Genomic DNA, 19,637 nt, shown 5'->3' on the forward strand with positions numbered 1-19,637 from the left:
ATGCTCAATCAAGAGCTTGAACTTAGTCTTAATATTGCCTTTGCTAAAGCGCGGGATAACAGACACGAGTTTATGACCGTGGAGCACCTATTGCTGGCGTTGTTAAGCAATTCATCAGCGCGTGAAGCATTGGAAGCGTGCAAGGTCGATCTGGCTCAATTGCGTAAAGAGCTGGAGAATTTTATTTTACAAACAACACCGTTGTTGCCTGAGAATGATGAGCGGGAGACTCAGCCAACCTTGAGCTTCCAACGTGTTCTTCAGCGCGCGGTATTTCATGTTCAGTCCTCTGGGCGTTCAGAAGTTTCCGGTGCTAATGTGCTGGTGGCTATCTTCAGCGAACAAGAGTCTCAGGCTGCTTATTTGCTGCGTAAACATGATGTCAGTCGTTTGGACGTGGTTAATTTCATTTCTCATGGAACGCAGAAAGAAGACAGTGAATCGGATCATCAGGGGATAGGCGCTCAATCTGCGGAAGAACAGCCTGTTGGTGAAGATCGGTTGGAGAATTTTACCACTAATCTTAATCAACTTGCCCAAAGAGGGCAGATTGATCCATTGATTGGCCGCCAGGATGAGCTGGAAAGAACGATTCAGGTACTGTGCCGTCGCCGGAAAAATAACCCATTATTGGTGGGGGAATCGGGGGTGGGTAAAACAGCTATTGCAGAAGGATTGGCATGGCGGATTGTACAAAAAGATGTACCGGAAGTGATGGCTAATTGTACGATTTATTCACTGGATATTGGTTCATTGTTGGCAGGAACTAAATATCGTGGTGATTTTGAGAAACGCTTCAAGGCTTTGTTAAAAAACCTTGAGCAGGATAGGAAAAGTATTCTATTCATTGATGAAATCCATACCATTATCGGTGCGGGTGCGGCGTCTGGGGGGCAGGTCGATGCGGCTAATCTGATCAAACCCCTGTTATCCAGTGGGCGTATCAGGGTGATTGGCTCTACGACATATCATGAGTTCAGTAATATTTTTGAAAAAGACCGGGCGTTAGCTCGTCGTTTTCAGAAGATTGATATTGTTGAGCCTTCACCGGAAGAGACAGTACAGATTATTAAAGGGTTGCGGCCAAAATATGAGGCGCACCATGATGTACGCTATACCACGAAAGCTATCCGCGCTGCGGTTGATTTATCAGTGAAATATATTACTGATCGTCACTTACCAGATAAGGCCATTGATGTTATTGATGAAGCGGGGGCGCGTACTCGTCTGGTGCCGGTCAGCCGGCGTAAGAAAACGATCAATGTGTCGGATATTGAATTTATTGTTGCCCGTATTGCCCGTATTCCTGAAAAAACAGTTTCGGCCAGTGATAAGGATGTATTGAAGACGCTGGATGACCGGCTGAAGATGTTGGTATTTGGTCAGGATACCGCGATTGCAGCATTAACCGAAGCAATCAAGATGAGTCGTGCGGGATTAGGGCAGGATAATAAACCGGTGGGTTCTTTCCTGCTTGCCGGTCCAACAGGGGTAGGCAAAACAGAAGTCACCGTACAGCTTGCCAAGGCACTGAATATCAAATTATTGCGCTTTGATATGTCGGAATATATGGAGCGCCACACAGTCAGTCGCTTGATTGGCGCGCCACCGGGATATGTTGGTTTTGATCAGGGAGGATTGCTCACGGATGCGGTGATTAAACATCCTCATTCAGTGTTGCTGCTTGATGAGATTGAAAAAGCACATCCAGATGTATTTAACTTGTTATTGCAAGTGATGGATAACGGTACTCTGACCGATAACAACGGCCGTAAGGCGGATTTCCGTAACGTTATTGTTGTTATGACAACGAATGCTGGCGTACGTGAAACTCAGCGTACATCCATTGGATTTAAGCAGCAGGATAACAGCTCTGATGCGATAGAAGAGATCAAGAAGGTATTTACACCGGAATTCCGTAATCGCCTTGATGGTATCATCTGGTTTAATGCGCTTTCTATTGAAGTTATTCAACAGGTAGTCGATAAGTTCATTGTCGCACTGCAAGCACAATTGGATGAAAAAGGCGTTTCACTGGAGGTCAGTGCGGATGCTCGTCAATGGTTATGTGATAAAGGCTATGATAAAGCGATGGGCGCTCGCCCAATGGCCCGGGTTATTCAGGATAGTCTGAAGAAACCGTTGGCCAATGAACTATTGTTTGGTTCATTAGTTCACGGTGGCTCGGTTCGTATTGATCTGGATAAGGCAAAACGGGCACTGACTTACGATTTCAGCAACGCTTATAAGCAGAAACCGGAAGACGTAGTGCACTGATATAGGGTCACACCACAGGTGAATACAAAGTTGCTATTACCTGTGGTGTAATACCTGAAACGGTAATGAATCAGCGGCTACGGAAGACGATACGGCCTTTGCTCAGGTCATATGGGGTCAGCTCAACTGTAACCTTGTCGCCTGTCAGGATGCGGATGTAATTTTTACGCATTTTACCGGAGATGTGAGCAGTGACTACGTGCCCGTTTTCTAATTCAACGCGGAACATAGTATTTGGCAGCGTGTCCAGCACGGTACCTTGCATTTCAATATTGTCTTCTTTGGCCATCTAATCCTCTAAGTTTAATAACCATCGTTTTTAACCGGCAAGATAATGCCGAAAAACCCTCATTATGTAAAGGAATGTTGTCTTTTAAACCACTATATTTGCAAATAACTCATGGTTGCATTCCCGCCATAATCAACATTGGTTGGTAAAATGTTGATTATAATTCCAGTACTTGTTGCAACCAGCAGCCAGGTTTTAATGACTGGTTTCTGAATTGATAAAGATACTGAATAAATTCTTCCCTAGAGATTTCCTTTGCTCCCAGTGAAGCAGTGTGATGATTTAGCACCTGGCAATCAAGCAGTTCACCGCTGTATCGCAGAAAATGGTGATAGAAAGCAACGAAAGCGCATTTGGATGCATTCTCCATTCGGCTGAACATAGATTCACCGCAAAATAAAGTGCCAACGCTGACGCCATACAGGCCACCGACAATATGTTCACCATACCAGACTTCTACCGAATGCGCCTTTCCTGTCTGGTGTAACTCCTGATAACCTTGTTGGATATCCCTGCTTATCCAGGTTCCTTCCTGCCGTTGAGCGCAGTAATGAATCACTTGTTCAAAAGCGTGATTCACCGTAATGCGGTATGGATGATTGCGCAGAAACCGGCGTAATGTCCGGCCAGTATGCAATTCACCCGGCATGATTATCGCACGTGGATCAGGCGACCACCAAAGCGGTATTTCACTTGGTAAAAACCAGGGGAAAATTCCTTGATGATAAGCTGCGCTCAACCGCTCAGGGGATAGATCTCCGCCCACTGCCAGCAGGCCGTTCGGCTCCATTAATGCCTCTGCTGGGTGAGGGAAGTCATATGAATCATCATCCAGTTGAATTATTGGCATGGTGTATTACAGCTCCGATTCAGGCGAATCTGATATTGCCGCTGATAAAACTGATAATAGAAGCTTTGTCGAGCCAGTAACTCGTTATGCTGTCCTTGTTCAATAATGGCGCCTCCATCCATGACATAAATACGGTCCATATGGTCGAGACTGTACAGACGGTGGGTAACAATAATCAATGTCTTATGCTGGCAATGCTGGCGCAGCAGGGACAGAATTTGCTGTTCAGTATCCGCATCAAGCCCTTCCGTTGGTTCATCCAGTAACATGAGTGGCGCTGAGTGCAGTAACGCTCTGGCAATGCCCAGACGGCGCTGTTCACCGCCTGATAACTGACGACCACCTTCGCCCATCCAGCAGTTCAGCCCCTCATCTGTTTCCAGCAGATTGCTTAAACCTACCTGTTTCAACACAGTTTCCAGCTCATTATCGATGGCGTTTGGTTTTGCCAGTAATAAATTTTCACGCAACGTATGGCTGAATACATGAACACGTTGTGGAACAACCGATATCATACTGCGCAGAGCTGGTTCGTCATAAGCAGTAATGGGATGCTGGTTCAGACAGATAGAGCCTGCATTAGCATCCCAGGCACGGGTTAGTAACTGTAGCAACGTAGATTTACCACAACCTGTTTTTCCTAACAGAGCGATATGCTCTCCTGCTTTTAAACAGAGAGAAATATTTTTCAGGACAGGTAATGGCTGCCCAGGGTAAGTGAAACTGAGATTCTCGATATTAATACAGGCTTGCTCTGAACTTTCCGGCCCTGACGCCGGGAAAGTCACTTCTGGTTCTTGTTGCATCAATTGGGAAACGTGGGTTGCAGAGGTAATGACTTGTCCCAGATGTTGGAATGCAACAGCGACCGGACCCAGGGTTTCAAAAGCGGCAAGCGAGCAGAAGACAAACAGTGCAATCAAGGTGCCTGGCTGACTGTTCTCTCCTACACCATTAGCGGCTATCCACAGGATTAATGTGACGGTCATACCGGTGGCAAAAATCATGATTGCTTGTGACAAACCGGTCAGATTAGCTTGCTGTTGCTGACGCTTTAGCCAACGTGATTCAACATCCGACATCGACTTTCGGAAGCGGCCAAGAGCACCGAATACCATCAATTCGGCTTGCCCCTGCAATGTCGCCGTGAGTTGGGTGCGGTATTGACTACGCAGAATGGTCAGATCGCGGCCGATGGGTTTACCTGCGTGGTAAAATACAAATGGCAGCAGGATCAGCAGAGTCAGCATAATACTGCCAAGGGTATAGGCCAATGTGAGATCCAGAAAACCGAGGCCGAAAGTGAGGACGATGATAACGACAACCGCTGCGAATATTGGTGAAATTACCCGTAAATAGAGGTGGTCCAACGTTTCAACATCAGCAACTAGGCGGTTGAGTAATTCACCTTGGCGAAAACGGGCGATTCCTCCCGGTGAAAGTGGTAAAATTTTCTGAAAGGCAAATACCCGCAAATGCGCCAGTACACGAAAAGTTGCATCATGGCTGACCAGCCGTTCAGCATAGCGTCCGGCAGTACGAAGAATAGCGGCGCCACGGACACCTGCGGCGGGTAGCATATAGTTGAATGTATTAAGTCCGGCAAAACCTGCCAGCGCGGTGCCGGCAAGGAACCAACCAGACAGCGTCAGTAAGCCTATGCTGGCGAGTAACGTAACAATCGCCAGAACCATACCCAAACTAATAAGAAACCAATGGCGGCGATAGAGCGCCAGAAAGGGAAGCAATACCCGCATCACTAAAGCTCCTCACTCCGATGAGATAACAGACGGGCGAATGCTCCCTGAGATTGGCTCAGTGTCTGATAATCTCCCTGTTCAATGATTAACCCTTTTTCCATAACCCAGATCTGATCATATTCCAGCGTTTCTTCCAATTGGTGGGTAACTAACAGGGTTGTCTGAAGATGAGATGCCTGACTCAGTGTTTGCATAACCCGTTGTTCGCTATGAGCATCCAGGCTGGCGGCAGGCTCATCCAGTAATAATAATTGGCAAGGTTTCAATAAAGCGCGGGCAACAGCGATACGCTGGGCCTGACCAACGGATAGCCGTGCTGCATTATCACCAATGAGGGTATTCAGCCCATCAGGTAAATCATTAACAAATTCGGTGACGTATGCCTGCTCCATCACCTGATGGATTTGTTGTTGATTTGCATCCGGTTGATTCAGGCGAAGATTATCAAGCAAAGTTTGCTCAGGCAGGTGTGGATTTTGCCCAACCCAGCTCAGTTGATCACGCCATTTTTGTGGATCTAACTCACGCAGCTCAGTGCCATTGATTTGTATTGAGCCACGGTAGGGCAGGAACCCTAACAATAAATTCAAGAGTGAGCTTTTACCTGCTCCGCTTTGCCCAACTAATGCGACCCGTTGATTTTTCTCTATAGTAAAATTTAGCGGGCCAGCCAGCGGGTTGCCATCGTGAGCCAGAATTTCCAGATTATTAGCGATTATCGTCAGAGAACTTTGGCTACTTAGCGTTTTATCGCCACTCGCAGGTGCATGTTCACCATCACTGTTTAGCAAAGTCACCAATGATTCGGCTGCGCCAATAGCCTGTGCTTTGGCGTGATAATAAGTACCAAGATCACGCAGTGGCTGGAAAAATTCCGGGGCGAGGATTAATACCAAAAAACCAGCAAACAGGGTCACGCCCATACTGTAACTGCCAAAATTAAGTTCACCCAGATAGGAGAAGCCAAAATAGACGGCAACGACGGCAATAGAAACAGCAGCAAAGAACTCCAGCACCGCTGAAGAGAGGAACGCCATTCTCAGAACTTCCATTGTCTTGCTGCGGAAATCCTCAGTGGATTCGCTGATTTGTTGTACTTCCGCTTTGCCACGATAAAACAAACGCAACGTTTCCAGCCCGCGCAGACGATCAAGGAAATTACCGCTTAACCGCCCCAACGCGACAAAGTTTCGCCGGTTGGCATCTGCGGCGCCTAAACCAACCAGTGCCATAAACAGGGGAATAAGCGGAGCCGTTATAAACAAAATCAGCCCGGCAGCCCAGTTAACAGGAAATAGGGTGATCAGGATAAGAACAGGGATCATCACTGCGAGATACATCTGTGGCAGATAGCGAGAGTAGTAATCCTGCATATCGTCTATTTGCTCAAGAATAATCGTTGCCCAGCTACCTGCTGGTTTGCCTTTAACCCATACCGGGCCAAGTTGTTCAAGTTTATCCAATACCAGCGCGCGGATTTTCTGGCGCACGATTTTGCCACAAATAAAACCGATCCGTTCTCGGATAACACTGATTATTGCCCGCAGAGCAAAGGTTGTTGCCAGCATCCAGAATTTATCCATGATGTGCTCGCGGGGAATATTATCCATGATTAAAGCTTGCAGGATTGAGGCCAGTAACCAGGCTTGAGTGATAATCAACAAACCACTGATTAAGCCAAATAGCATGGACAGGCGGAGCCAGCGCCGGGCCGGAGCACTTTGCTGCTTCAACCAGCGAACCAATTCATACTGTCTTGTTTTGTCCATAGGAAAAATTCTGATTATCAAAAAGGCTGGACTCGTGTCAGCATCCTGCCGATATGTTACATGCGAAAAGGCGCTACCGAAATAGCGCCTTGAAAGAAAAAGAGTTTATTTCGCTGCCAGCCCATCCAGAAAACGTTCTGCATCAAGGGCTGCCATACAACCTGTACCCGCGGATGTAATTGCCTGGCGGTAGGTGTGGTCCATTACATCACCGGCGGCGAATACACCGGGAATGGAGGTTTGAGTCGCGTTACCCTGTAAACCGGACTGAACTTTAATGTAACCATTCTCCAGTTCCAATTGTCCTGCAAAGATAGCGGTGTTAGGAGTATGGCCGATAGCAATAAATGTGCCGGTAACAGCTAATTCTTCGGTTGTGCCGCTGTTGGTATCGCGCAGACGGACACCCGTAACGCCCATCTCATCACCGAGCACTTCATCCAGAGTACGATTAGTGTGCAGAATGATATTGCCGTTTTTAACTTTATCCATCAGACGGCCAATCAGGATTTTCTCTGAACGGAATGTATCACGGCGATGAATCAGGTGAACTTCTGCTGCAATATTTGCCAGATATAAAGCCTCTTCTACTGCGGTATTACCGCCGCCGACAACGGCAACTTTCTGGTTACGATAAAAGAAGCCATCACAGGTTGCACAGGCTGAAATACCACGGCCTTTGAACGCCTCTTCGGAAGGCAGGCCCAAATAACGTGCAGAAGCGCCTGTTGCGATAATCAGTGCGTCACAGGTATATTCTTGTTCATCACCATAAAGACGGAAAGGACGGTTTTGCAGATCAACTTTTTGAATATGGTCAAAAATGATTTCGGTCTGGAATTTTTCAGCATGTTGGTGCATACGTTCCATTAGCCCTGGGCCGGTCAGACCTTCAGGATCACCGGGCCAGTTTTCGACTTCAGTGGTTGTAGTCAACTGACCGCCTTTTTCAACCCCGGTAATAAGAACCGGATTTAAATTTGCCCGGGCAGCATAAACCGCGGCCGTATAGCCTGCCGGACCGGAGCCAAGAATAATGAGTTTATGGTGTTTGGCGGTGCTCATGAATACCTCATTTCCATTTATCGCATATCGTATATCGAGCGATTGTAGGAGAAATAGGAGGGTAAAAAAAGCTAAAAGACTCATGTTACTAACGATTTTACCGATAGATATTAACTGGCAATGACTTTAACCTGAGAAAAGTGTTCTTTTAGTACTGTTTGGCTTTCATTTGCTCATTTTTAATCAATGGTAAGCTATCGAAACGATTAACTGAAAATTTGTTCCACAGGTTGTTCTGATTTTTATTCATTTACTTTGACAATCGGCTGTGCATTTGCGAAAACATCACTGTAAGAGATAATTATCCACCTCGCTAAATTCGTTTCCATAAAAATCGACAAATCGATATGCGGATAATCCTCTCTGTGCAGCACGAAGAAAATGGCCTGTGAGCTGCTTTACTCTGATAGAGCGAGGCTTTAACTTTAAAAGACATCTTTTCCAGCTCAGACTCAAGAGAGATAGGGGAAAATGTTATGGGTGTAGGAAAATAAAGAGAGATCAAAAGATGATAGATAATAAAAAACGTCCGGGAAAAGATCTTGATCGTATAGATCGTAATATCCTCAATGAGTTGCAGAAAGATGGTCGAATTTCTAACGTAGAACTGTCTAAACGGGTAGGATTGTCGCCGACTCCTTGCTTGGAGCGTGTGCGTCGCCTGGAGCGTCAAGGGTTTATTATTGGCTACACCGCATTGTTGAATCCTCACTATCTGGATGCGTCGTTGCTGGTGTTTGTTGAAATCACTCTAAACCGTGGTGCGCCAGATGTTTTTGAACAATTCAATGCTGCTGTGCAGAAATTGGAAGAGATTCAGGAATGTCATTTGGTTTCCGGTGATTTCGATTACTTATTGAAAACCCGCGTACCAGATATGTCAGCGTATCGTAAGTTACTGGGCGAAACTTTGCTGCGTCTGCCAGGTGTTAATGACACCCGCACATATGTTGTGATGGAAGAAGTGAAGCAGAGTAACCGTTTGGTCATTAAGACTCGCTAAAATCCTGCCAAAAAAAATGTACAGGTGCAAAACTGGAAGAACTTAGGTACACTCCTGTTTATGCATACAGTTTCAACGCTGAGCTATCTCGGCGTTGTTCCGTTAAATCAACAGGAAACCTGGAGAGCCTTTCTTGAGCCAGGAATATACAGAAGATAAGAATATTAGGTTGAAGAGACTGAGTAGTGGGCGCAGGCTGTTGGAAGCTGTGTTGCTTGTCATTGTTATCTTAGCGGCTTATCTGATGGTCGCACTTATCAGTTTTAACCCTTCTGATCCCAGTTGGTCTCAGACTGCGTGGCATGAGCCGGTCCATAATTTGGGTGGTGGTGTTGGTGCATGGTTGGCCGATACGCTGTTTTCTGCATTCGGTATACTGGCTTATGCCATCCCGCCATTAATGATATTGGGTTGCTGGACTGCTTTCAAACAGCATGATGACAGAGAATATGTCGATTTTTTCGTGCTTGCTTTGCGCGTTATTGGTGCATTGGCCATCGTCTTGACTTCATGTGGATTAGCTGCGCTGAATGTTGACGATCTCCATTACTTTGCTTCTGGCGGTATTATTGGCAGTTTGTTTAGCAGTGCGATGTTGCCTTGGTTTAATGAATTGGGCGCGACGCTGGCCTTACTGGGTGTTTGGGCAATTGGGTTTACGCTATTTACTGGCTGGTCATGGTTGACGATTGCTGAAAAAACCGGGGCAATAATTCTTGGCGCGATAGGATTGATTACCAATCGCAGCCGTCATGAACAAGAATATACTCCATATGGTGAAACGGTTATTGAGCCGGAGAATTCCACCAATGGTAAAACAGAACCCGAATTTACAGCGGTTGATATTGATCATGATGATGTGCTGTTTACAGCACCTTCAGCCGCGGAATTGGCAAAAGCTGAACTGGATGAACCAGAATCAGTGAAAGCAGAAGTTGAAGAAAAACAGCAATCTGATATCCCAACCATTGGTATGGCTGATATTGATGCTGAGCCTGAAATTCAGATCGGTATATCTGATGACGCTGTATGGTCTCAGCCATTAGCAGAAGAACATGAAAAAAACAGTGACGAACCTGTTCGTTGCATGTTTGAAATTCCTTCTGAATATAATTTTAAACCTGAATCTGAGCTTGTGGTTGAAGCGGCTCCGACATTTGAGCTGGCTGGCAATGGGCAGAACAGCAGTGACTCCTTCACTTTCACGCCTGAAACAGAGCCAAAAGATATTGCGACAGCAGCTTCTGCAACGGCTATAGCAGGCAATTCTCAGATTAAACGGGGGATCGGGCCAGAACTGCCTCGTCCTAACCCAGTCCGTCTGCCAACCCGTCGTGAACTGTATGGCATCAAAGTTCCTTCACAGCGTCTTGCAGAACAGCAACAGCGTGAAGAAGAGGCCAGACAACAGATAAATGGCTGTAATGATACTGAGTCTGATAAACAGCAGGAAGAGTTGTTGCGTCAGCAGTTTCTTGAACAGCAGCGTGAGCGTTATCAAGTGCAGGGTTACCAGCCGCAGGAAAAAGAGTTCTCTACTCTGGAAAGTTTATCGATCTTGAATGATTTCTCACCGGTTGAAGATTTAGTTGCAAAAGAGCCGACAGAGCCGCTGTTTACGCCTTCTGTTCAATCAGTGCCGGAAAGTTTATCAGAACAGTCCACAGAAATTGCTTTTACACCAGTGCCTGTACACAATGTTGTGCAGCAACCGCAGCAACCGCAGCAACCGCAGCAACCGCAGCAAGACAGCTTGTTTCATCCATTTCTGGTTCGTCATGATCAGCCGTTACCAAAACCAACGACGCCAATGCCTTCGCTCGATCTGTTAGCCAGCCCTTTAGCAGAAGAAGAGCCAGTTGATATGTTTGCTCTTGAGCAAACTTCCCGTTTAATTGAAGCGCGTTTGAGTGATTATCGGGTTAAAGCTGATGTGGTTGGTTTCTCGCCAGGTCCGGTGATTACCCGGTTTGAACTGGATCTGGCTCCAGGTGTTAAAGCATCACGAATTTCTAACTTATCAAGAGACTTAGCACGTTCATTATCTGCGGTCGCTGTGCGTATTGTTGAAGTGATTCCAGGTAAACCTTATGTCGGTTTGGAATTGCCGAATAGAAAACGTCAGACGGTCTATTTGCGCGAAGTATTAGATTGCGAAAAATTTCGCGATAATCCATCACCACTGACAATTGTATTGGGTAAAGATATTGGTGGTCAGCCGGTTGTCGCTGATTTAGGTAAAATGCCTCACTTGCTGGTGGCGGGCACGACCGGTTCGGGTAAATCTGTTGGGGTCAACGCGATGATCCTCAGCATCCTTTATAAAGCAAAACCGGAGGATGTCCGCTTTATCATGATTGACCCGAAAATGCTGGAATTGTCGGTTTATGAAGGCATTCCGCATCTGTTGACTGAAGTTGTCACTGATATGAAAGACGCGGCAAATGCACTGCGCTGGTGTGTTAGTGAAATGGAACGTCGTTATAAACTGATGTCCGCGTTGGGTGTACGTAATTTGGCCGGTTATAACGAAAAGGTTAAACAGGCGGAAGAGATGGGCCGTCCAATTCCTCATCCATTCTGGAAACCTGGCGACAGCATGGATATCACTCATCCTGTGCTGAAAAAAGAGCCTTATATTGTTGTTATGGTAGATGAATTTGCTGACCTGATGATGACAGTTGGCAAAAAAGTAGAAGAGTTGATTGCCCGCTTGGCGCAGAAAGCCCGGGCTGCCGGTATTCATTTAGTTCTGGCGACCCAACGTCCATCTGTCGATATTATTACCGGCCTGATTAAAGCTAACATTCCAACCCGTATTGCCTTTACGGTTTCCAGCAAGATTGATTCCCGCACTATCCTAGATCAAGGCGGCGCTGAATCTCTTTTGGGAATGGGGGACATGCTTTATTTAGCACCAAATTCTTCTATCCCGGTGCGGGTTCACGGTGCATTTGTCCGGGATCAGGAAGTTCATGAAGTGGTTAATGACTGGAAAGCCCGTGGTCGTCCTGAGTACGTTGATAGTATCCTCAGTGGTGGTGATGATGCTGAAGGTGGTTTAGGTCTTGACAGTGATGAAGAACTGGATGCCCTGTTCGATCAGGCAGTTGAATTTATTACTGAAAAACGGCGGGTTTCGATTTCTGGTGTACAGCGTCAGTTCCGTATTGGTTATAACCGTGCTGCGCGGATTGTAGAACAGATGGAAGCACAGCAGATTGTCAGTGCTCCAGGCCATAATGGTAATCGTGAAGTATTGGCGCCACCGCCACATGAGTGCTGATAATTAATTTTAAACGCGGGAAATTCCGATAATAAATACACCGGGTAATAATGCTGAGTAAAGGTATCTCTTACATGAAGAAGCTAATATTAATGGGTTGTTTGATGGCTGGCATAAGTATCAATTCCGCATGGGCAAATGCCAGCCAGGATTTGCAGGAACGTTTGGGCAAAGTAAATAGTTTTCATGCCAGCTTTACGCAAACAGTAACCAGTGATGATGGTGCAACAATTCAGGAAGGTGAAGGGCAATTGTGGGTTAAACGCCCAAACTTGTTTAACTGGCATATGACATCACCTGATGAAAGTGTTCTGGTATCGGATGGTAAAACGTTGTGGTTCTATAATCCGTTTGTTGAGCAGGTAACAGCCAACTGGCTGAAAGATGCCACCGGCAACACACCGTTTATGTTGATTACCCGTAATGATGCTAAAGACTGGTCTCAATATAAAATCAGCCAGAAAGGAAATGATTTTGAGCTGATACCAAATAATATCAATGGCAATCTGAAACGCTTTTTTATTACGGTAACGACTGATGGCACTATTCAGAAATTTTCGGCGGTTGAGCAGGATGGACAAAAAAGTATTTATCAATTGAAGGGTCAACAAAATACCCATGTGGATGCGACAAAGTTCAGTTTTACGCTACCGAAAGGCGTCACGCTGGATGATCAGCGCCAGTGAGGTTTTAAGTGAATAACCTGTCACTCGATTTTTCACAAAATGAATTCCAGCCACTGGCCGCGCGTATGCGGCCGGTGACATTAGAGCAATATATCGGCCAGCAGCATTTACTGGCTGAAGGAAAACCATTGCCAAGAGCTATTCGGGCGGGGCAACTGCACTCCATGATTTTATGGGGGCCGCCTGGAACGGGGAAAACAACATTAGCTGAAATTATTGGACATTATGCGCAGGCGGATATTGAACAAATATCTGCGGTTACCTCCGGTATTAAAGAAATACGTGAATCTATTGAAAAAGCGCGTCAAAACCGGAATGCAGGGCGTAGAACTATTTTGTTCGTTGATGAAGTACATCGTTTTAACAAAAGCCAGCAGGATGCTTTTTTGCCACATATCGAAGATGGCACGATTACCTTTATCGGTGCTACGACAGAAAACCCCTCTTTTGAGCTGAATTCTGCATTACTCTCACGGGCGCGTGTTTATCTGCTTAAGTCATTGACGATAGAGGAGATTGAACAAGTGCTTGATCAAGCCATGAAGGATAAAGAGCGTGGTTATCATGGTCAGGATATTGTTTTGCCGGAAAACACTCGTCACATGGTTGCAGAGCTGGTTTCCGGTGATGCCCGTCGTTCGCTAAATCTGCTGGAAATGATGGCGGATATGGCAGAAACCAATACTCAGGGACAGCGGGTTTTGACACTTGAGCTATTGAACGAAGTCAGCGGAGAGCGCAGTGCCCGTTTTAATAATAAAGGCGATCGTTATTACGATTTAATTTCAGCATTACATAAATCTGTGCGTGGCTCTGCGCCTGACGCTGCGCTTTACTGGTATGCCCGGATTATTACCGCGGGTGGTGATCCGCTATATGTTGCCCGCCGTTTACTGGCTATTGCTTCGGAAGATGTTGGCAATGCGGATCCCAGAGCAATGCAGGTCGCCATTACCGCATGGGATTGTTTTACCCGGGTTGGGCCAGCGGAAGGTGAAAGGGCAATTGCTCAGGCGATTGTTTATCTTGCCTGTGCACCGAAAAGCAATGCTGTTTATACCGCGTTTAAAGCAGCGCTGGCTGATGCAAAGGAAAAGCCTGACTATGATGTTCCTGCTCATTTGCGTAATGCGCCGACAAAATTGATGAAAGAGATGGGGCTTGGTGAAGAATATCGCTATGCTCATGACGAACCTAACGCTTACGCTGCCGGTGAAGTTTATTTTCCGCCTGAAATGCGGGAAACCCGCTATTATCACCCGGCTAACAGAGGTTTAGAAGGCAAAATAGGTGATAAACTCGCCTGGCTTGCTGAACAGGATCAAAATAGCCCGATAAAACGCTATCGCTAATGTTGCTGTTGCGGTAAGGTTGACGGGTAAAAATATCTTATGGCCCATAAACTTGTGGGTCTATTCACATCATCTAACTTAATAACGACAAGCACAGGACTAGCATGCTCGATCCAAACATACTGCGTAATGAGCTAGACGCAGTCGCCGAAAAACTGGCTCGCAGGGGTTATACCCTTGACGTGGATACGCTGCGCAAACAAGAAGAGCGCCGCAAAGTTTTACAAGTTGAAACTGAAACCCTGCAAGCAGAACGTAATTCCCGATCAAAAGCTATTGGTGCGGCAAAATCCCGTGGTGAAGACATTGATCCGTTACGTCAAGAAGTGAACCAGTTAGGTGAGAAGTTGGATACAGCGAAATCCGAACTGGAAAAACTTCAGGCTGAAATCCGCGATTTGGTGTTAAGTATTCCTAACATGCCAGATGACTCTGCACCAATAGGTAAAGACGAGAATGACAATTTGGAAGTGAGTCGCTGGGGTGAACCACGTAAATATGATTTTGAAATCAAAGATCATGTTTCATTAGGTGAACTGGCGAATGGTCTGGATTTTGCCGCTGCTGTTAAACTGACCGGTTCGCGATTTGTGGTGATGAAAGGGCAGATTGCCCGTCTGCATCGTGCTTTGGCGCAGTTTATGCTGAATCTTCACACCGAGCAGCACGGTTATCTGGAAACCTACGTTCCTTATCTGGTTAACCATGACACTTTATATGGTACAGGTCAGTTGCCTAAATTTGGTGAAGATCTTTTTCATACTAAGCCCTTGGAAGAGGAAGCAGCGAACCATTACGCACTGATCCCGACGGCTGAAGTGCCGGTAACCAACTTGGTTCGTGGTGAAATTCTGGATGAAAGCGAATTACCGCTGAAAATGACAGCGCATACACCTTGCTTCCGTTCAGAAGCGGGTTCTTATGGCCGTGATACCCGTGGTCTGATCCGGATGCACCAGTTTGATAAGGTTGAATTGGTCCAGATTGTTCATCCTGACGAATCCATGAATACGCTTGAAGAGCTGACCGGCCATGCAGAGAAGGTATTGCAATTGCTGAATCTCCCTTATCGTAAGGTCTTACTGTGTACGGGTGATATGGGCTTTGGTGCATGTAAAACTTACGATCTGGAAGTGTGGTTACCGGCGCAAAACACTTACCGTGAAATCTCTTCCTGTTCTAATATGTGGGATTTCCAGGCTCGCCGTATGCAGGCGCGTTTCCGTGGTAAAGACGATAAGAAGACCCAACTGCTTCATACCCTGAATGGTTCTGGTTTGGCTGTTGGCCGTACCTTGGTTGCTGTTATGGAAAACTATCAGCAAGCAGATGGCCGTATTGAAATTCCAGAAGTATTACGTCCATATATGGGCGGTTTAGAATATATCGGCTGATTATTAATGTATTAATGAAAAGCGCCAATTTGGCGCTTTTTTATTGTCAGCCTAAACCACCGCCTAATGGAGGAATTATCTCGGAGTGAATAAAATTACATCATGGTATTGTGATGCATATCATCTTTTAATTTAAATAAGCTAATTACTTAATGGTAATAAAAAAACAAAATTTTAATTTTATTGACATAAAGGATACAACTCCAATAAATGATAAGGCAACAACCCAGTGAAAGTACGGCTAAAACAACACCTTCGTATTCTAATAGGATTATCAGTAATACTGAGCATAACCCAATTGCTTGATACTTTAACCGGTAGCGCACTAAGTAATTTCGGTATCATTCCCCGATATGCTCAAGGATTAATTGGCATTCCACTGTCTCCATTCCTACATGGTAACTGGGAGCACTTATTTAGCAATCTCCCCGCATTATTAGTACTGAGTGCGTTACTTATGACACACTCCATTCGTTATTATGTGCTAGCCAGCCTGTTTATTATCTTTGTGGAAGGGACATTAGTCTGGTTATTTGGACGCACTGCTATTCATATTGGTGCCAGTGGATGGATTTTTGGTCTGTGGGGATTGCTGCTGGCTAACGCCTTTTTCCTGAGAAGAGCAAAAGATTTCTTCTTTGCAATTCTGGTATTTGTGTACTACGGTGGGATCGTATTTGGCCTGTTGCCGTGGCAAGAGGATATTTCAACGGAAGGACATATTTTTGGCGCGATATCTGGGCTGATTTTCTCTTGGCTGTCAAAGAAATGGATAATAACGGGCCATTAGTTTTATGATATTGGGGATAGTAGATTATCCCCATTTCAGATACTCATTAATATAAACAGTAAAAAAATAGACTTAGTTACCTTTATTCTACGAATAAATTACCATTCAAAGTAGAATGACAACTTGGGATATTTAGGAATACAATATTACGACTTTTAATCATGATCTCATTTCTGAGTTAAGAGTCGTATTCCATATCATTCAACAGAATTCAATTCAACGCTGTTGAAAACAGAGTAATAAACTATGTTGTTTTTGAAACAAGACCTTATATTTGTGCTTTTAAGATAAAAAGCAAATAATATAATGTCAATAAAGGTATAAACAGGACATATCCGATGCGTAATAAACTCTTTCTTTGGCTACTTGTGCTGCCACTAGTACTACAGCCGTAGATAGATATTGTGTCATAATGCGCCAAGTTCTCATGCCAACATAGCGAAAGATTCGATGCAAACACCGTTGACCCTGTGGACACAGGAGCTGGATACATTACACGCCCGTTTAGCTCCCCTGTTCAAGCGCTCCGAACCCCGACAGCGCAGTCTGGCCTACCTTAAGGGACTCCTCAGCAACGTCGAACGCAAGAACGGCTGGCAACTGGCTGAGTGGATGGGCGAAGCCACGCCTGACGGGGTACAGCATCTGCTTGAACGTGCCTTGTGGGATGCCGACGCGGCCCGCGATATCTTGTGTGACTACGTTGTCGGCCACCTGCGGGATGACAACAGCGTGCTGATTGTCGATGAGACCGGATTCATCAAGAAAGGGCAGTACTCCGCCGGCGTACAGCGCCAGTACAGCGGCACCGCCGGACGGGTGGAGAACAGCCAGATTGGCGTCTTCCTGTGCTATGCCGGCGGTGGGGGCAGTGCCTTCATTGACCGGGAGTTATATCTGCCCCGTCAGTGGGTTGATGACCCGCCACGGCGTGAGGCGGCGGGTATCCCCACGGAAGTGAAGTTTGCCACGAAACCCCAGCTGGCCCGCCGGATGCTTGAGCGGGCACTGGATGCCGGCGTCCCCTGTGGCTGGGTCGCGGGCGACAGTGTCTATGGCGGTGACCGCCGCCTGCGGGTCTGGCTGGAGTCGCGCCAACAGCCCTTTGTACTGGGCGTCGCCCGGAATGAGCCGCTGTGGTGGAAGGGACCGGTGTTCATGAGTGCGCAGGCCATCGCCAAATCGCTGACGCCCCGAGCCTGGAAGTGCCGGTCTGCGGGAACCGGCGCCAAAGGCGAACGTCGATACGACTGGGCGTTTACCCCGCTGTGGCGCCTGCAATTAACGCGGGAAGAACGGCGTTTCGGTCACTACCTGCTCGTGCGTCGCAGTCGTGATGAGAAACAGGAATTAGCCTACTACGTGGTGTATGCCCCACGAAAGGAGGCGAAGCTCAAGACGCTGGCGCAGGTGGCGGGCCGGCGTTGGGAGATAGAGACGGGTTTCGAAGCCACCAAGGGGGAGTGCGGTCTGGCGCAATACGAAGTGCGGCGCTGGCAGGGCTGGTATCGCCACATCACGCTGTCCTTGTTAGCCCACGCGGTGCTGGTAGCCTTGCGGGTGCAGGAGAAAAAAAACGGTGCCGGGGCTGATTGCGTTGAGCGTCCCGGAGTTGCGCAGGCTACTATCACGACTGATGTGGAAAACCCAAGATGTCGTTGAACACATTCTGCATTGGTCTCTCTGGAGGCGGAGGCACCAGTACCGTGCTCAGCAGTGTTACTACCGTCGCAGAGGGGGGAGCCCACCCTCAGGATAAGTACGGCTGTAGTACTAGTTCAATATCCTACCGGAGTATAAAATAATCCAGAGAAGAGGAGATTCTCTGAATTATTTCAAAGATGCGGAGTTGTTCAAGGTATTTTAACCGAACAGCATTACCTTTTAAGGTGGTGTTCTTTTACATTTCTATTATTTACTCATTTACTGAAAATCAAATTGCTGGATTTGGTAAAGAATAGATATATCTTTTAGCTAACTAAAATGGATGATTTTTCCTTACTGATAAAAATGCTGCGGTAAGATGAATAATAGCTAGCCAAAATTAACGGCATAGAGACTAAAAGACCTAAGCCGAAAGGGATTATAGAGATTATGAGTATTACTGCCATAATGGTAAAGAATAAGAAACCGGACAGTAAATTCTTTTTCACGGCTTCTAAACTCATTGATACGGCAGCACCAAACTTCAAATTATGGAGAACGATTAATGCGGGTGCAAACCAGGTTAAAGCAGCAGCAATGATGCAGAAGATTATCAGAACAACGGCTCCAAGAAATAACGAAGACATACTGTTTTGGAGCATATCAACTGAAGGCTCACCATATTGGCTGGCCAATAGAATATCCATAATTCCACTACCGCCGACAATAATCATTGCGATAATGCCAAGGATCATAATGCCAAATGACAAAGCACCAACGCCAAGCAGCGCGGCAAAATTTTTCTGGAATCCATTGAACAACAGCCCTAGCTCAAATTTTCCGGTAGTTTTTTGCTTCTCACACAGGACAATAATACCACCAAGAAATACTGGGTTCAGAATCCCGGCAAATATCCCAAGGAGAGGAATAAGCTGGAGAATAGACACAATAGTTAAATAGACAATGTTAAGCAGTATCCACATACCCAATTTACTTTTGACGAGACTCCATGCCTGACCAATCCATTTTACCCCATTTTCCCCAGCGAGGGACTGACCACCAGCAATAAACACCTCCTGATTGTCAGATGTTGCTTGGGAATTAAAACTTAGGTTTTTATTATCCATGTATTTTTCCAATTTAATTGTTGATTTATATTAAATAGCTTTTTCTGTCTGTACTTCAAGAGTTCCAGTCAGCTGGAGAAAGCCGGAAGGTATATTATATTAATTTTATTAATCAACAAGTACTAAATAGGAGTAATAAGCCAAAAATATTGGTGTATTTCTATGCAATACATAGCTGAGAATTTTTAATTGTATAAAAATATTCCAAATATAACTTAAATAGCTAAGTCGTTCATGCAATATATTACTGTATTTTATACAATCTAATTAATGCTTATATCTCAGATAATTTGAGATGGTCGAAATATTATTTGGCTGATTTTATTCAATCATATGAATTATGTC

14 protein-coding genes are annotated in these 19,637 nt (G+C 45.8%); 8 read left to right on the top strand and 6 right to left on the bottom strand.

Going from position 1 to position 19,637, the window contains the following annotated elements; genetic code table 11:
- On the top strand, positions 1–2,277 hold the full coding sequence (clpA, locus tag VY86_RS15635) for an ATP-dependent Clp protease ATP-binding subunit ClpA (protein ID WP_046975652.1): 2,277 nt from the start codon (positions 1–3) through the stop codon (positions 2,275–2,277).
- Between the two features lie 70 nt (positions 2,278–2,347).
- Here clpA and infA read toward each other — a convergent pair whose 3' ends face one another.
- The 5 genes from infA to trxB form a co-directional block, all read right to left on the bottom strand.
- Positions 2,348–2,566 carry a translation initiation factor IF-1 gene (infA, locus tag VY86_RS15640; protein WP_002211347.1) on the bottom strand — a complete coding sequence of 73 codons (219 nt, stop codon included), beginning with the start codon at positions 2,564–2,566 and terminating at the stop codon, positions 2,348–2,350.
- A 157-nt stretch (positions 2,567–2,723) separates the two neighbouring features.
- The gene (gene aat, locus VY86_RS15645; protein ID WP_046975653.1) at positions 2,724–3,416 is read right to left on the bottom strand and encodes a leucyl/phenylalanyl-tRNA--protein transferase; all 693 of its coding nucleotides are present in this window, start codon (positions 3,414–3,416) and stop codon (positions 2,724–2,726) included.
- A complete protein-coding gene (cydC, locus tag VY86_RS15650) occupies positions 3,407–5,173 on the bottom strand; it encodes a heme ABC transporter ATP-binding protein/permease CydC (RefSeq protein WP_046975654.1) in 1,767 nt (588 codons plus the stop codon). Before cydC ends, aat begins: the two co-directional genes overlap by 10 nt.
- Positions 5,174–5,175: 2 nt before the next feature.
- Complete coding sequence (gene cydD, locus VY86_RS15655; protein WP_046975655.1) at positions 5,176–6,945, bottom strand: heme ABC transporter permease/ATP-binding protein CydD; 1,770 nt, start codon at positions 6,943–6,945, stop codon at positions 5,176–5,178.
- 105 nt (positions 6,946–7,050) lie between these two features.
- Entirely contained in the window at positions 7,051–8,010 is a 960-nt protein-coding gene (trxB, locus tag VY86_RS15660; RefSeq protein ID WP_021325215.1) for a thioredoxin-disulfide reductase, read from the bottom strand.
- A gap of 508 nt (positions 8,011–8,518) precedes the next feature.
- On the opposite strand from trxB, the gene lrp reads away from it, so the two are divergent.
- The 7 genes from lrp to VY86_RS15695 all read left to right on the top strand — a co-directional run bounded on the left by lrp (position 8,519) and on the right by VY86_RS15695 (position 18,183).
- Entirely contained in the window at positions 8,519–9,013 is a 495-nt protein-coding gene (gene lrp / locus VY86_RS15665) for a leucine-responsive transcriptional regulator Lrp (RefSeq protein ID WP_023044766.1), read from the top strand.
- A 133-nt stretch (positions 9,014–9,146) separates the two neighbouring features.
- Positions 9,147–12,299: a DNA translocase FtsK 4TM domain-containing protein gene (locus tag VY86_RS15670; protein ID WP_046975656.1), complete on the top strand. Its 3,153-nt coding sequence runs from the start codon at positions 9,147–9,149 to the stop codon at positions 12,297–12,299.
- 74 nt (positions 12,300–12,373) lie between these two features.
- Positions 12,374–12,985, top strand: coding sequence for an outer membrane lipoprotein periplasmic chaperone LolA (gene lolA, locus VY86_RS15675; protein WP_046975657.1), 612 nt, complete (start codon positions 12,374–12,376; stop codon positions 12,983–12,985).
- Between the two features lie 8 nt (positions 12,986–12,993).
- A complete protein-coding gene (locus tag VY86_RS15680) occupies positions 12,994–14,337 on the top strand; it encodes a replication-associated recombination protein A (RefSeq protein ID WP_046975658.1) in 1,344 nt (447 codons plus the stop codon).
- 104 nt (positions 14,338–14,441) lie between these two features.
- Positions 14,442–15,731 carry a serine--tRNA ligase gene (serS, locus tag VY86_RS15685; RefSeq protein WP_046975659.1) on the top strand — a complete coding sequence of 430 codons (1,290 nt, stop codon included), beginning with the start codon at positions 14,442–14,444 and terminating at the stop codon, positions 15,729–15,731.
- A 229-nt stretch (positions 15,732–15,960) separates the two neighbouring features.
- On the top strand, positions 15,961–16,521 hold the full coding sequence (locus VY86_RS15690) for a rhomboid family intramembrane serine protease (protein ID WP_046975660.1): 561 nt from the start codon (positions 15,961–15,963) through the stop codon (positions 16,519–16,521).
- A gap of 450 nt (positions 16,522–16,971) precedes the next feature.
- Positions 16,972–18,183 (top strand): IS701 family transposase, encoded by a 1,212-nt coding sequence (locus VY86_RS15695; protein ID WP_238591487.1) that lies wholly within the window; start codon positions 16,972–16,974, stop codon positions 18,181–18,183.
- A gap of 308 nt (positions 18,184–18,491) precedes the next feature.
- Here the strand turns inward: VY86_RS15695 and VY86_RS15700 are convergent, their stop codons facing one another.
- The gene (locus tag VY86_RS15700) at positions 18,492–19,292 is read right to left on the bottom strand and encodes a BPSS1780 family membrane protein (protein WP_046975661.1); all 801 of its coding nucleotides are present in this window, start codon (positions 19,290–19,292) and stop codon (positions 18,492–18,494) included.
- Positions 19,293–19,637: the final 345 nt, after the last annotated feature.

Source organism: Photorhabdus thracensis (genome assembly GCF_001010285.1).
In the GTDB taxonomy this organism is placed as follows: Bacteria; Pseudomonadota; Gammaproteobacteria; order Enterobacterales; family Enterobacteriaceae; genus Photorhabdus; species Photorhabdus temperata.